Annotated in this window: 16 protein-coding genes; 6 read left to right on the forward strand and 10 right to left on the reverse strand. The window is 28.0% G+C overall.

The window, feature by feature from the left end; all coding sequences use genetic code 11:
- Position 1 precedes the first annotated feature (1 nt).
- The 8 genes from AC2TY9_RS01780 to AC2TY9_RS01815 all read right to left on the reverse strand — a co-directional run bounded on the left by AC2TY9_RS01780 (position 2) and on the right by AC2TY9_RS01815 (position 9,418).
- A complete protein-coding gene (locus tag AC2TY9_RS01780; RefSeq protein WP_489779100.1) occupies positions 2-520 on the reverse strand; it encodes an ureidoglycolate lyase in 519 nt (172 codons plus the stop codon).
- A gap of 42 nt (positions 521-562) precedes the next feature.
- The gene (locus AC2TY9_RS01785; protein WP_489779101.1) at positions 563-1,312 is read right to left on the reverse strand and encodes an urease accessory protein UreD; all 750 of its coding nucleotides are present in this window, start codon (positions 1,310-1,312) and stop codon (positions 563-565) included.
- A gap of 82 nt (positions 1,313-1,394) precedes the next feature.
- Positions 1,395-2,090, reverse strand: a complete 696-nt coding sequence (urtE, locus tag AC2TY9_RS01790) for an urea ABC transporter ATP-binding subunit UrtE (protein WP_489779103.1) — start codon at positions 2,088-2,090, stop codon at positions 1,395-1,397.
- A 2-nt stretch (positions 2,091-2,092) separates the two neighbouring features.
- Complete coding sequence (gene urtD, locus AC2TY9_RS01795; protein WP_489779105.1) at positions 2,093-2,881, reverse strand: urea ABC transporter ATP-binding protein UrtD; 789 nt, start codon at positions 2,879-2,881, stop codon at positions 2,093-2,095.
- Complete coding sequence (gene urtC, locus AC2TY9_RS01800; protein WP_489779106.1) at positions 2,868-4,025, reverse strand: urea ABC transporter permease subunit UrtC; 1,158 nt, start codon at positions 4,023-4,025, stop codon at positions 2,868-2,870. The genes urtD and urtC overlap by 14 nt, the downstream gene beginning before the upstream one ends.
- 10 nt (positions 4,026-4,035) lie before the next feature.
- Complete coding sequence (urtB, locus tag AC2TY9_RS01805; protein ID WP_489779108.1) at positions 4,036-5,640, reverse strand: urea ABC transporter permease subunit UrtB; 1,605 nt, start codon at positions 5,638-5,640, stop codon at positions 4,036-4,038.
- Between the two features lie 57 nt (positions 5,641-5,697).
- Entirely contained in the window at positions 5,698-6,978 is a 1,281-nt protein-coding gene (gene urtA / locus AC2TY9_RS01810; RefSeq protein ID WP_489779110.1) for an urea ABC transporter substrate-binding protein, read from the reverse strand.
- A gap of 154 nt (positions 6,979-7,132) precedes the next feature.
- Positions 7,133-9,418 (reverse strand): response regulator, encoded by a 2,286-nt coding sequence (locus AC2TY9_RS01815; RefSeq protein ID WP_489779112.1) that lies wholly within the window; start codon positions 9,416-9,418, stop codon positions 7,133-7,135.
- A gap of 75 nt (positions 9,419-9,493) precedes the next feature.
- Between AC2TY9_RS01815 and AC2TY9_RS01820 the strand changes: the two genes are divergently transcribed.
- Together AC2TY9_RS01820 and AC2TY9_RS01825 are read left to right on the forward strand one after the other, a co-directional pair.
- A complete protein-coding gene (locus tag AC2TY9_RS01820; RefSeq protein ID WP_489779113.1) occupies positions 9,494-10,552 on the forward strand; it encodes a hybrid sensor histidine kinase/response regulator in 1,059 nt (352 codons plus the stop codon).
- The gene (locus AC2TY9_RS01825) at positions 10,549-11,229 is read left to right on the forward strand and encodes a response regulator transcription factor (protein WP_489779114.1); all 681 of its coding nucleotides are present in this window, start codon (positions 10,549-10,551) and stop codon (positions 11,227-11,229) included. The genes AC2TY9_RS01820 and AC2TY9_RS01825 overlap by 4 nt, the downstream gene beginning before the upstream one ends.
- A 12-nt stretch (positions 11,230-11,241) precedes the next feature.
- Here the strand turns inward: AC2TY9_RS01825 and AC2TY9_RS01830 are convergent, their stop codons facing one another.
- Positions 11,242-11,376 carry a hypothetical protein gene (locus AC2TY9_RS01830; protein ID WP_489779115.1) on the reverse strand — a complete coding sequence of 45 codons (135 nt, stop codon included), beginning with the start codon at positions 11,374-11,376 and terminating at the stop codon, positions 11,242-11,244.
- A gap of 173 nt (positions 11,377-11,549) precedes the next feature.
- A complete protein-coding gene (locus AC2TY9_RS01835) occupies positions 11,550-11,768 on the reverse strand; it encodes a cold shock domain-containing protein (protein WP_489779116.1) in 219 nt (72 codons plus the stop codon).
- Between the two features lie 398 nt (positions 11,769-12,166).
- Between AC2TY9_RS01835 and AC2TY9_RS01840 the strand changes: the two genes are divergently transcribed.
- The 4 genes from AC2TY9_RS01840 to AC2TY9_RS01855 all read left to right on the forward strand — a co-directional run bounded on the left by AC2TY9_RS01840 (position 12,167) and on the right by AC2TY9_RS01855 (position 15,286).
- The gene (locus tag AC2TY9_RS01840; RefSeq protein WP_489779117.1) at positions 12,167-12,802 is read left to right on the forward strand and encodes a LysE family translocator; all 636 of its coding nucleotides are present in this window, start codon (positions 12,167-12,169) and stop codon (positions 12,800-12,802) included.
- A 359-nt stretch (positions 12,803-13,161) separates the two neighbouring features.
- Positions 13,162-13,536 carry a type II secretion system major pseudopilin GspG gene (gene gspG, locus AC2TY9_RS01845; protein ID WP_489779119.1) on the forward strand — a complete coding sequence of 125 codons (375 nt, stop codon included), beginning with the start codon at positions 13,162-13,164 and terminating at the stop codon, positions 13,534-13,536.
- Positions 13,537-14,082 carry a pilus assembly FimT family protein gene (locus tag AC2TY9_RS01850; protein ID WP_489779121.1) on the forward strand — a complete coding sequence of 182 codons (546 nt, stop codon included), beginning with the start codon at positions 13,537-13,539 and terminating at the stop codon, positions 14,080-14,082.
- Entirely contained in the window at positions 14,072-15,286 is a 1,215-nt protein-coding gene (locus AC2TY9_RS01855) for a type II secretion system F family protein (protein WP_489779122.1), read from the forward strand. The genes AC2TY9_RS01850 and AC2TY9_RS01855 overlap by 11 nt, the downstream gene beginning before the upstream one ends.
- Position 15,287 lies beyond the last annotated feature (1 nt).

The raw sequence follows: 15,287 nt of genomic DNA on the forward strand, positions 1-15,287 counted from the left end.
ATTACTCCCTTACTAAATAAATCTCTTCATCTTTCATATTATATTCTACTTGTTCAACTATTATTTTTTCTTCTTTATTTAATCCTGCTCTATCTAAAACAATGAACTCTTCTTTATCTTTTACACATATTAAAGGGAAATGCCAAACTCCTCTATTATAATGAACTCCTTGGTCACCATTAGTTTCAAAGATTTCCAAAGTTGATAAGTCAGGTTCTCTACCACCTAAAGCAACAACACAATAAAATGGTTCTTTACTTCTTGGAATAAATGTTTGTGAAAATAATGGATGTTTTTCTAACATATCAATTTGTAAAGGGAACTCTCTTTTATTTCCTATATAAATATGTAAGGTTGTCATCCCACTTTTTTCATTTGTATCCATATTACATACTTCATAAAACTTTTGGGCAGAATCTCTGTTAATACTTATAGAAGGCCTACCCTCTTTACTTATAACTTCACCAAAATTTTTAAAAGCTTCTCGAGTAAGAGGTTTTGGTTTTATTTCAATTTTCATATAACACCTTAATTAGTTATCTCTTATTTTATTTAGGAATCTTTATTGTTTACCTAAACAAAATTCCTTTTTATTTAAATTTTTTCTATAAAGTTCCCAAATCTCTTTTTGCAATTTTTTTATCTCTATCATATTATTTGCACTAATTGAGCCTAAAATCATTTTTTTTGATTTTGTAAAAGTGAAGGACTCAAAGTTATTACTATGAAGTTCCTTTAAAAACTTATCATCATCTTTTGTCTTAATATATATTTTTAAATAGATATAGTTTTCACTATCATGTCTTTTTATATACTCTTTTAAATCCTCACCTAAGACTTCAAAATTCTCAAAATATTCAAGTTTCTTTTCACAAAAGAATTTATTTCTAACTAACATAGAATCAAAGTCAAAGTGTTCGTAACTTCTACCTTGTGTTAAAATATCAGAATAAAAGAAGGTTGAATTTTCATCGGCATTAAGCCTTAGTATTTGAAGGAGTTTTGAGTCTTTATATAAAATCAACTCATCATTTAAAACTTCTAGGTTTGAAGATTTTAGATCAATATTTATATAATTTATTCCAAACTCTTTTTTTGAAGGATATACTTTTGTAGCACTTTCAGTAGTCACTATTGCCGTGGAGTCTACTAGTTTAATATTAGTTTTTATTCTATCTTTTGGGAAAATTCCTTCCCCTATACTTAATAACTTTACATAGTTTTCTGTATCATTAAAGTAGTAATGTCTTGTGGGAAGTTTTAGTTTCTCTAATGAAAAAATATCTTTTTCAAAACCTATTGATATACTCATTATTAACCTTGCAAATATATATTGTTTAGTATATCAAAAAATAAAAGATTAATTTTTTTACATTTGTATAAAACTTATACTTTTATACAGATAGATATTGTTCTACAATATCATCATTAAGGTTTTCAATTTCACCATTAGCTACAACTCTACCCCTATCGACAAGATAAAAATCATCTCCATGACGTCTAGCAAAAGGAAGTTTTTGTTCAACTAAGATAACAGTGATTTTTTCCTCTTTTGTAAGATAATCAATAACTTGCCCTATTTGTTGAACAATATTTGGCTGAATACCTTCTGCTGGCTCGTCAAGAATTAAAAGTTTTGGTTCTAAACAAAGTGCTCTAGCAATTGCTAATTGTTGTTGCTGACCTCCACTTAGGTCACCACCTTTTCTTTTTAACATCTCTTTTAAAACTGGGAAAAGTTCATATATTTTATCAGGTACTTGTTTTAATCCATTTCTATTTCCAAGTAGTCCAATATCAATATTCTCTTTAACTGTAAGTTGTGAAAATATCTCTCTTCCTTGTGGAACATAACCTATTCCTAAACCTGCTCTTTTTTCACTTCCAAGTTTTGAAATATCTTTTCCTTCAAAAAGTAGTTCACCACCTTTTATTGGAAGAAGTCCCATTATTGATTTCATTAGTGTTGTTTTTCCAACACCATTTCTTCCCATAAGACAAGTACATCTTCCTTGTTTGATTTCAAGGTCTAAATCCCATAAAGTATGGCTTTGTCCGTAAAATTGATTTAATTTCTCTATTTTCAACATTCCTACTCTCCTAAATACACTTTTCTAACTTTTTCATTATTCTGCACATCACTCATAGAACCCTCTGCCAAAACAGAACCCTCATGTAAAACTGTTACTTTTTTTGCAATACTTCTTATAAATTCCATATCATGTTCAACCACAACAACTGAGTGTGATTTTGATAGTTCTGTTAAAATTTGTCCTGTTTTTTCAACCTCACCTGGAGTCATACCTGCAACTGGCTCATCAACTAAAAGTAACTTTGGACTTTGCATTAATAGCATTCCTATTTCAAGCCATTGTTTTTGACCATGAGATAAAATAGCTGCTTGGGTATTATAAAAGTCTTTTAAACCAATTAGCTCCATAGTTTCTTCAATTTTATCTTTTTGTTCACCACTTAATTTTGCAAAAAGTGTTTTAAAAAATCTTTTGTCATCTTTCATAGCTAATTCAAGGTTTTCAAAAACTGAGTGTCCATCAAAGACTGTCGGCTTTTGGAACTTCCTTCCAATACCAATTTCGGCAATACTTGGTTCATCCATTTCAAGTAGATTTACAGCTTTACCAAAAATAACTTGCCCTTTATCTGGACTAGTTTTCCCTGTAATAACATCCATCATAGTTGATTTTCCAGCTCCATTTGCTCCAATGATGCATCTTAATTCTTCATATTCAATAGATAAAGATAAAGAGTTTAAAGCTTTAAACCCATCAAAACTAACTGTTACATCATCCAAATAAAGGATTCTATCACCTTTTTTTAAATCTCCTATATTTTGTTCATTTTCATGTTTAAGTAGTAGCATTTTGAACCTCACTCTCTTCATTCTTGTTGTCTTTATTTAATTTATCTTTCATTTGTGAAATTAATCCAACTACACCTTTTGGCAAGAATAAAGTAACCACTACAAATAATCCACCTAAAGCATATAACCAAACTTCTGGAAGAGCTGATGTAAAATATGTACTTGCATAGTTAACGATAAAGGCTCCAACAATTGCACCATATAAAGTTCCACGTCCACCAATTGCAACCCAAATAACAAGCTCAATTGAAAACAATGGTGAAAAAACACCTGGGTTTATAATTCCTACTTGTGGTACATATAAAGCCCCGGCAATACCAGCCATACAAGCACTAACTATAAAGATAAATAGTTTATATTGCTCAACTCTATAACCTATAAACCTTGTTCTACTCTCACCATCACGAATTGCTATACAAACTCTTCCAAGTCTTGAATTCATAATAAATCTAGCCACAAGATAACCACCTGTTAAAGCTAAAAATGAAATTATAAGTAAAGCAATTCTTGTTGAATCAGCTTGTAAATCAAATCCTAATATATCTTTAAAGTCCGTAAGTCCATTGTTACCACCAAATCCCATGTCATTTCTAAAAAATGCAAGCATAAGTGCATAAGTCATAGCTTGAGTTATAATTGATAAATAAACCCCAGTAACCCTACTTCTAAATGCCAAATATCCAAAAACAAAAGCTAATAATCCAGGTACAAACATAATCATTATAAGTGTAAAGATAGGATTATCAAACCCATACCAAAACCATGGCAACTCTTTTAGATTCATAAATACCATAAAATCTGGTAATTCAGGATTTCCATAAACCCCTCTATCACCAATTTGTCTCATTAAGTACATACCCATAGCATAACCACCAAGGGCAAAAAATGCACCATGTCCAAGGCTTAGGATTCCAATATAACCCCACACTAAATCAAGTGCTAATGCTAAAAGAGCAAAGGCTAAATATTTACCTAAAAGTGTTACTGTATATGTTGAGATATGAAATATTGAACCTTCTGGTAATACTAGATTTGCAAAAGAAACATAAATTACTACTAAAGCTAAAACGCCAAGTACTATTTTCCCACCAAGGTCATTATTTAAAATTTGTAAAATTATTGGTTTTCTTTTAATATTTTCCATTTTTTATACCTTAATCTTGAGCATCTCTTCCCTTTTGTGGGAACAGACCTCTTGGTTTTTTCTGAATAAATAAAATTATAAATACAAGAATGATTACTTTTGCAAGAACTGCACCAGCAATTGGCTCAATAAATTTGTTAATCTCACCTAGCGTAATTGCAGCAATAAGTGTACCCCAAAGGTTACCAACACCACCAAATACAACAACCATAAAACTATCTACAATATATGCTTGCCCTAGATTTGGACCAACATTTGTAAGTTGAGATAAAGCAACCCCTGCAATACCTGCAATTCCAGAACCAATACCAAAAGTCATTGCATCAATCCATGAAGTTTTAATACCCATTGCTTGTGCCATTTGCCTATTTTGAGTTACAGCTCGCACTTTTAGTCCTAAACTTGTTTTATTTAAAACCATTAAAACACCAGCAAACACTAGTAGTGCAAAAATTATAATATATAATCTATTGTATGTTAAAGATAGTGCACTATTTATTTCCAATGCACCACTCATCCAATCAGGGGTTTTAACCTCTTGATTTAATGGAGAATAAATTGTTCTTACAATTTGTTGCAATATTAAACTAATCCCAAATGTCGCTAATAGTGTTTCAAGTGGTCTTCCATAAAGGTGTCTAATAACAAGTCTTTCAATGATAATTCCGACAATACCACTTACAATAAATGCTGCAGGAATTGCAACTAAAATTGAATACTCAATAAGTCCTGGCATAACTTGTTGAAGAGTATAAGTTGTATATGCTCCAATCATCATCATCTCACCATGAGCCATATTAATTACTTTCATAACACCAAATGTAATAGCAAGTCCAATTGCTGCTAAAAGTAAAACTGAACCCATACTAAGACCAAAAAATGCTTTTTCTAAAACACCATAATATGATCTAATAGTTTCAACTGTAGAGATTGAACTTGTTGCAGCTTTTTTTAATTCACTTGAAATATCATCTTTGCTCTCAATGGTTTTTAAAGTTGCTAAGGTATCTGAAGAGATAAAATCACTTAGATCTTTTACTGCTTGTAATTGCTCTTCACCACTTGAATACTTTGCAAGAATTATAGTTTTTGCTTCAAGTAAAACCTCTTTTACATCACTATCTTTCTCTTTTGTTAATGCTTTATTGATTAACTCTTTCGAATCTTCATCAACATTTGAAAGAATATTTTTTGCAGATTTTAGCCTTACATCTTTTTTCTTTGAAAAAAGGTTCATTTGGGCTAAGTTTGATTTAATAACACTTCTTAATCTATTATTTGTTTTTACTTTTCTAAACTCTCTTCTACTTTGAGGTTCTAAAACTTTTCCATCTAAAAAAGTTTTCGTATGGTAAGTGCTCCCCTCTTTTTTTTCTAAGATTACGAATATTCCCTCTTTTTTTGTATATAAAAGGTCGCCAGCAACCATTTTCTTTAAAAGAGTTTCTGTTCTTTCATCATCAGAGTATTTTTCAACTAGTTCATTAATAACTTGTTGTTTCTTTTTAAAAGATTTTGTTTTTAATGCTTCAATATCAGTCTCAAAAGAAGCAAAAAGTGAAGTTAAAAAAAATAAATTAAGAAAGATTATTTTGATTAAATTAGATTTTTTCATAAGAATGCCTTGTAGGGTTAAAGAAGAGAAAAGATTCTCTTCTTTAGATTTTTGTTATTAGTAGTTTTGACCTGAACACTTTTTAGTTACTGTGTTGTAGTTACCACAGTTAACTGGTGCTGTCCAATCAGAGATTACATCTTTTGATGAAGGTAAAAAGTCTGACCATGCATCACCTGCTACTTCACCATCAGTTGACCATACAGTTTCAAATTGACCATCTTCTTGAATCTCACCAATTAATACTGGTTTTGTTAAGTGGTGGTTTTTAAGCATTTTAGCAGTCCCACCAGTTAAGTTAGGAACTTCAAGACCAATGATTGCTTTTGAAACTGCATCCACATCAGTAGTTCCAGCTTTTTCAACAGCTTTTACCCATAAATTGAAACCAATATATGTAGCTTCCATTGGGTCATTTGTAACTCTTTTATCATCTTTGATAAATTTTTTCCAAGCTGCAATAAATGCATCATTATCTTCAGACTCAGCAGACTGGAAGTAGTTCCACGCAGCTAAGTGACCAACTAGAGGCTTAGTATCAAGACCTGAAAGTTCTTCTTCACCAACTGAAAAAGCAACAACTGGAATATCTTCTGCACCAATACCTTGGTTACCTAATTCTTTATAGAATGGAACGTTAGCATCACCATTGATTGTAGAAACAACAGCTGTTTTCTTACCTGCATTACCAAATTTTTTGATATCAGATACAATTGATTGCCAATCAGAGTGTCCAAATGGAGTATAATTAATCATAATATCTTCAGCTGCTACACCTTTAGCTTTTAAGTAACTTTCTAAGATTTTGTTTGTAGTTCTTGGATAAACATAGTCAGTTCCAGCTAAAACCCATCTTTTTACACCAATTTCATTCATTAAGTAATCAACAGCTGGAATAGCTTGTTGGTTTGGTGACGCACCTGTATAAAATACATTTTTAGATGATTCTTCACCTTCATATTGTACTGGGTAAAATAATAGTCCGTTTAACTCTTCAACAACTGGTAAAACAGATTTTCTAGAAACTGATGTCCAACAACCAAAAGTTACATCAACTTTATCTTTAGTTAATAATCCTCTCATTTTCTCTGCAAATAATGGCCAGTTTGAAGCTGGATCAACAACAACTGGTTCTAGTTTTTTACCTAAAACCCCACCTTTTTTATTTTGCTCTTCAATTAACATTAAAACTGTATCTTTTAATGTTGTTTCACTAATTGCCATAGTTCCAGATAATGAGTGTAAAACACCAACTTTAATTGTATCAGCAGCTTGTGCTACAGTTGCCATTGCAACGATTGCAGCAACAGACAATGATTTAGCTATAAATTTCTTCATACGATCTCCTATTAGATTTAATACCAAACTAAAAAATTCGCTTTTTTTTAGTTTGATATTTTCTTGGGATGAAGTATAAAAAAGAAGTGTTGTTTTAGTGTTGTTTTTTAAAGTAACTATAAAATTTATTTGTATATTTAGTATACATTGAGAGTTATAACCTTTGATCACATACTTTTACAAGTGCTTGATAATCAAACTCTTCTATTAAGTTTTTTATATAAAGTTTGCTTTTGTTGTCAATTGAGCTTTTTTCAAGTAGTTCATATATTGAACTATTATCCATTTGTAAAGCAAAATCTTTTAAACTAATAAAAAACTCTTTTGAAAGATTTGTAAAAATCTCTTCCTCTTGTATTTTTTTTGTCTCATCAAATTTTAATTCTACATGAAGATATTTTTGAAGTATTTTGATTAATTGTTTTTCATCTATAGGTTTTGCTAAAAAGTCATCGGCACCATTTTTAATTGCTTTTTGTTTATCATCATCAAAAACATTCGCTGATAGTGTGATAATTGGAATATCTTGTTTTTTTAATTGATTTTTAATCACCTTTGTAGTTTCATGTCCATCCATACCTGGCATTAATGTATCCATAAATATCAAATCAATATCTTTTGATTTTACAATATTAATTGCTTCTTCACCAGAAGAAGCAGAACAAGTTATAAATCCATACTGTTCTAATATCTGAATTGCTAAATCTCTATTTTCTTTTATATCATCAACAACTAAGATAGTAGCATTTTCAACTTTTTCTATCCCTACAATATCTTTTAAAAAGCCTTTTTCTTCAAATTGTAGTTCATCTGAATCTTCATAATCAATGCTAAAATAAAATTCACTACCAGTATTTACAAAACTTTTTACATAGATTGAACCGCCCATTAAAGTGATTAACTCTTTAGTAATGGATAAACCAAGTCCTGTTCCATTTGATTTATAATCATCTTTTTTAATCTGCTCAAAGGGTTTAAAAATCTTTTTTTGATCCTCTTTTTCAATACCAATTCCAGTATCTTTTACTTCAAAAAATAATCTTTTGTTTTTTTCATAAATATTTAGTGTGATTTTTCCTTTTTTTGTAAATTTTAAAGCATTGCCTAAAAGATTAATTAGAATTTGTCTAAGTCTTTGTTCATCTGTTTTTATGATATTAGGAATATTTGAGTCAACATTTAGATTAAAAGTTAAACCTTTTGATTCACATCTAAAAGCAAACATAGAATCTATATCTTTAATCAATTCATGCAGTTGGAAGGCTTTAGGATTTAGTTCTATTTTTCCTGCTTCAATTTTTGATAATTCAAGAATCTCATTTATGATATTTAATAGGTGTTTCCCACTTCTTTTTATGGTATCTAAATTCTTTTTTTCTTGTATATTGATATTTTCTGATTTATTTAGTAGATTTGTAAATCCTAATATAGCGTTTAAAGGTGTTCTTAGTTCATGACTCATTCTTGCTAAGAATATAGATTTTGCTTTGTTTGCATGGGTTGCTTCTTGCATCGCTTTTTTAATTTGTTGTTCACTTTCAACTAGTTTTTCAGTATTTTCTTTGAAAATTTGCACTGCACCAATCATATCCCCAACTTCATCTTCATATTTGTTTTTTTCAACCTCAACACTCATATCATTTGAAGATAGTTTTACCATGGCAATTCTAAGTAAATCTATAGGGTAGATGATTCTAAAAAGAATAATAAAGAAAGATAATAAAAATAAAAGTACTGAAAAAAGAACAATAACATTTACATTAAACTCTTGTTTTTGCAAAACTAATTTTGCATCATCAACCTTTTGTTTTGTTCTTGATTCAAAGGCTCTATAAAAATCATCAAGGGGCTTCATAATCCTAATTTTTGCTTTATGGTACTCATCCCCATGCATAATCTCTCTAGCTAATTTAAAATCAGGTTCACCATAAATAGTATAATCACCCTTTTCATCTTGGAAAATCCCTTTTACTGCATTCATAGCTTTATGTTCAAGGTTGGTTAAATCGTCAGATTCTTTTTGGGATTCAAAAAGCATATTTAACTCTTCTTCTGCAAAGTTTGCTTTTATCATCAAATCTCTTAGACCAATTTTTTCACCATTGAAATTTGGTTTTTTATCACCTAATGTAAAAAAGTCCCAAAAGATTCCATTGTATCTTTTAGGTCTTTTCTTTTCTCCATTTCTAATATCAAGAACAGTCTTAAACTGCTCCTCAAACATTGGGTTACCAGTTATTACATAGGTTCTTGCCATTCTTGTTAGGTCATCACTACTTTGTCTTAGTTCTTGAGTTAAAATCAAAGATTTGTATTGCATTTTATATGCATTTTCCAATTCGTTTGTTGCCTTTTGATATTTATTAATCACAATAGCAACGCAGATAAATGAAACTGTATTTAAAATAAACAGTAACATGAAAAGTCTTTTTAAATTCACTAAAAATCCTAAATAGCTTTTTACATTAATTATTCTATAATCTTAACAAACTAGGATGTTTAAGAAGATTAATATATGACTAAAAACTACACAGTACTTATAATTGATGACAAAAAAGAGAACTTAAAATATCTAAACGAGATATTAAAAGGTGAAAACTATGATATAAAAGCTTCTATTGATGCAAAATTTGCCATTGAATCATCAAAAAACAATCCTCCACACTTAATCTTACTTGATATCAAAATGCCAGATTTAGATGGTTTTGAAGTTTGTAAGATAATAAAAGAAGAGGAAAACTTAAAAGATATTCCTATTATATTTATTTCTGCATTAGATGATATAGATAGTAAAGTTAAAGCTTTTAGCCAAGGTGGTGTTGATTATATTACAAAACCATTTGAACCCAAAGAGATTAAAGCTAGGGTTCGAACTCAACTTGAAATATACAAAAGTAAAATAACCATTGCTTCTTTACTAGAGCAACAAGATTTATTTGTAAAAAAAATTATGCATGAGATGAATACTCCTGTTTCAATAATATCTTTAAATACTGAGTTGATTGAACAAAAATATGGTCTGTCAAAGGAGATTGAATCTATAAGAGCCTCAAGTAAAACACTAAGTTCCATATATGGAGATTTATCCTATAAAGTTAAAAAAGAAAGCCGTGAATATAAAATCACAAAAATAAATCTTTTGAAGTTTATTAGTTCAAGAATACAGTTTTTTGATGAGTTAGCAAATACAAAAGATATTCATATAAATCTTGAGTTTTCTGATGAACTAGAAGTTTTTATAAATATCTATGAATTTGAAAGATTAATTGATAACACCATTAGTAATGCAATAAAATATAGCAAAGAATCATCTGAAATAAATGTATTTTTTGGAATTGAAAACAATATGACTATAATAAGTATCGAGGATTTTGGTATTGGTATTGAAGATACTGAACTTATCTTTGAGGAGTACTATCAAAAATCAAGTAAAAAGCTAGGTTTGGGTTTAGGGCTTAATATAGTTAAAGAGATTTGTGATAAGTATGGAATACTTATTGATATAAAAAGTGAAAAAAATCGTGGTACAAAATTTATTTTTGATATTGAACCAATTACAAAGAAGAGCCTATGAAGATATTTTTATTAGAAGATGACTTTTCATTAAACAAATTAATCAGTAATGCCTTGGAACAAAAAGGTTTTTTTATTACAAGTGTAGATAATGGTTATGATGCAATGACAAATATTCTAAACAATAATTATGATTTGTATATCCTAGATATAAATGTACCAGGATTTTCTGGTCACGAAGTTTTAGAAGAGATTAGAAAAAAGCATGAAGATTTGCCAGTTATAATAGTAAGTGCTGAATTAGACATTGATAATATTTCAAAAGCTTATGAACTTGGATGTAATGATTATTTAAAAAAACCCTTTGAGCTAGAAGAGCTTCTTTTACATTTAAAATATCATATTAAAACAATTTTAAAAAATGACATAGATAAAGATGTAATAGAACTAGGTTTTGGATATAAATTTAATTTAAAAGATCAAAACTTATATAAACACGATCATGAAATTGTTTTAACCCATAAAGAAAAACTACTTTTAACTCTTTTCGTAGATAACCTTGATAAAACAGTAACATCTGAAATGATTCATGAATATGTTTGGGATAATAAAGCAGTTGAAGCTGTTAGTATGAGAAGTGTGATTCACAAATTACAAAAAAAATTAAAAAATGGGATGATTGCAAATATTAGGGGTGTTGGGTATAAATTTATAAGTAAAGATATTTCTGCATTTTAGTTTAGCTAAAACTTAACTTTTAGCTAAAAAACTTTTTCCTTGACTTTGCGTAATTCCTGACTTTGAACAAGCAACTTCAAAACTTTCTTCAATTTTTAATAGTCTTTGAAAAACTTCATATTTGTATTTTTTTGTAAGAATGTACATTCTATTCCTTTATTTAATTATGTTCAACAATATTATTGTTCACAAGTGGTGGTATTTAATATTTTAATAATGTTTTTTTTAAATTTATTAGAGTTTAAATAAGTAAAAAAGTTTATAAAGCCCTTTTATTTGTGGCCTTATAAACTTAGTATTATATAAGTATTAGAAGATAGTTATATTGAATCTACACTTTGAGCAAAATCACCTTTTGCATTATTTCCAATTAGGAAACTAACTTTTTGATTTTCATCTAGTGAAACTCTTCCATAACCAGTGTTATTTACTTCTCTGTAGTGAACAAAAATATCTGCACCTGTATCTTCTCTTTGAATAAATCCAAAACCTTTTTCATTATTGAACCATTTTACTGTTCCATTATATCTATCTGACATAGAGATCCTTTTATATGTATATACTTCATTTATGAAGTTTTAGTAAAGTGTAAACCAAGTTTTAAATATTTGAGAGTAAATGTCAACGCAGATGTTAATAGAATGCAAACAATGTAAATAAGACTAATTTTCTTTAAGTTCGGACATAATAACTGAAACAAGTACAAATAGCAAGCTTTTTTAAGCTTAATTTAAAAGAATTCTTAAATTTGTTTAAATTAATCTTAAAAAAGCAGGCATGGGTAACAATAATAAATGAAATAAAAAAGTCAAAAAAAGATATATCTTCCCTTTATTTAAATATTAAAAACTCTAAAATAGATAAAATATAACTAACTTTATTTTTATTTGAATATTTTTTTAGCTATAATTTGCCAAATCTAATCAAGGAGCTAATCATGGATTATCATTTACTTTTTTTATATTCTATTGTTGCTTTTTTTTATGTAATTAGTCCAGGTCCAGCTGTTTTTCTAGCTTTGACAAATGGTTTAGTATATGATATGCGTGTAGTAGCAACATCTTCATTTGCAAATATTCTAGGTTTATTTATTTTATCTGCTGTTTCTATTTCTGGTCTTGGAATTATTTTGCTTACTTCTGCTACATTATTTATGATTGTAAAAATTGTTGGAGCAGGATATTTAATATATTTGGGCATTAAACAATTTAAAGCAGCGTCTTCTTTTAAAGTAAATCAAGAAGAGGTGATAAAACTAGAAAGAAGTTTAAAGAAAAGTTTTTTTGAATCTTTTTTTATAGCTGTTACAAACCCTAAACCGATAATATTTTTTATAGCACTTTTTCCTCAATTTTTAAATCTAAAAGGTGATATTACTACTCAATTTTTTGTTATGACTGGAATATTTATGTTTTTCTCTTTTTTTAGTCTTCTAACTTACGGATTTCTTGCAAAATCAGCAAAAGGTTTATTTAAAAAAATAGAATTTATGAGATGGTTTCATAGAATTACAGGTGGAATATTTATAGGTCTTGGAATATCTTTATTACAAATTAAAAACACTCAAAATTAGATTCGAATAGATAAAATAGAATATTATCCTTATAGTTCAAGATACTACTTTTTTAAAACTAATGATGTACCAAAATACCTAAAAAACTCATGAATAACAATACATATAAAACTATTTGATAATGTATGTAATAAAGAGCAAAGAAATAAAAATATAGTTGAAGCTTATAAAGAAGGATACTCACAGTATATAATTGTTAATATTATAGAAATATCGCAACCTGCAGTGAATAAAATTATAAAGAGAAAATAAGAATAAAGGGGGATAAACACCTTTTTATAAATATTACAGATTTTATAACACTATTTTTTTATAATAATCAAAAGTATCAAAAAGATATAAATTAAAAAAGGAAGAAATTGAAAAAAGCATTTTCATTAATGGAACTTATGGTTGTAATTATTATATTAGGACTTTTAGCAGCATTTGTATTACCAAACTTAACAGGAAAAAGCGAAAAAGCAAAAAATGACATAACTTGTATTCAAATGAAAAGTGTAGGTCAATCTTTAAAGTTATATAAACTTGATAACTCATCTTATCCTACAACAGAAGAGGGATTAGATATTTTAGTCGTGAAAAAATACTTTGAAGATGAGAAACTCCCAAAAGATTCATGGGGTAATAATTTTATTTATATCCAAAGTGACAAGTCGTTTGATTTAATATCAATTGGTGCTGACAAAAAAGAGTCAACAGAAGATGATATTTACTACTCAAAGTGTAATAAATAGATGATAAAACCTATTAGAGTAAAAAAAGCATTTACTCTAATAGAGTTAATGCTAGTTATTATTTTAATATCAACTGTATCTTTCCTTAGTATGTCAAGTTTTAATTTTAACTCACAAGAAAAATATAAAGTATCTTTAGAAAATATAAAAGAGTTTATGTTAAAAAATTTTAGATATGAAAAAGAATTAACTCTTTTTTGTATTGAAGATGATGCGTTAAAATGTTTTATTTTTATTGATGAGAATATAAACAAAGAGATAAAAATAGAAAATCTTTTTTTAGAAATCCCACAAGTTTATAATTATGATAAAGATTTAAGTGATTATAGTTTTTCACAAGTAAGAATTGAAGATATCGATTATGAACCTTTTTTTGAACTCAAAATTAATAGTGATAAAAAGCACAATAATATTGTAGTTGATACAAATAATGAAAAGGTATATTTATTTTCTTCTATTAAAAAAAATCCAGAAACGTTCATTGCAACAAATGAGATAATAGATAGATTTTTAGATTTAGAAATAGAGGTAAAAGATGCTTTTTAAATATAGCGGTATTGATTCTACTGGAAGAAAAGTAAGATCAAAGCTTGAAGCAATATCTTTAGATGAAGCAAAACAAAAACTAAAAGTAAAAGGTATTTTATATACCTCTTTAAATAAAGATACCCTAAATTTTGGAAAAATATCTTTTAAAAGAACTAGAAAACTCAATTTATCAACGCTATCTTATCTAAGTCGTGATCTAAGTATATATTTAAACTCAGGAATGACTTTAATTACTTCTATAAACTTACTTAAACAAAGATATAAAGACAATAAACTTCTTTTTACTTTTTTTGATACAATAAAAACATACTTAGAGGAAGGTAAAACTTTTTATGATGCCCTAGATTTACAAAAGGTTATTAGTCTTCCTGAATTTTATAAATACTCTATTAAAGTAAGTGAAAATGGAGGTCTTTTAGAGTCAGTTTTATTGGAATTATCACTGTTTTTAAAAGAACAAGACAGAATAAAAAAACAAGTTAGTTCTGCACTTGCATATCCTCTTTTTATACTTTTTATATCCTTTTTTATGGTTGGATTTATGTTATCATTTATTGTTCCAAAGATTACTTCTATTTTCACTCAGTTTGATCAAGAACTACCACAAAGTACAAAAATAGTTATTAGTTTAGGAGACTTTTTTTCTGTAAACTATCAATATATAGTTTTATTTTTAATTACTTTTATTTTAGCTTTTACTTTTTTCTTAAAAAGAAGTTCTACTTTTAAATATGCATTTGATAAGTTTTTATTAAAACTTCCATTCTTTTCAAAACTAATTGAACATAGTGAATTAGCTAGATTTTCATATATGAATTCAATTTTAATAAAATCAGGTGTTCCTATTGTTCAAGCCATAAATTTAAGCTCAAATATCTTAAAAAATTCTGTTATAAAAAGAGTATTTATTGAAGCTGCTAAAAGTGTAGTTGAAGGTAAAAAACTATCAAGTCTTTTATCTCAAAATAAAACTTATAAAATAGATGAAGCTTTCATACATACGGTTGCCATCGGAGAGGATACTAGCAGATTAAGTGAAATATTAAACTCTCTTGCAAGTTTATATAATGAGTCAAATAAAGATAAAACAAATATGTTCTTATCTTTACTTGAACCAATATTTATGCTTTTTATAGGTGTTACCATTGGCTTTATTGTACTTGCAATGCTACTTCCAATTTTTACTATGAATCTGGGATAAA

It is taken from the genome of Arcobacter sp. ISO1, from assembly GCF_058105185.1.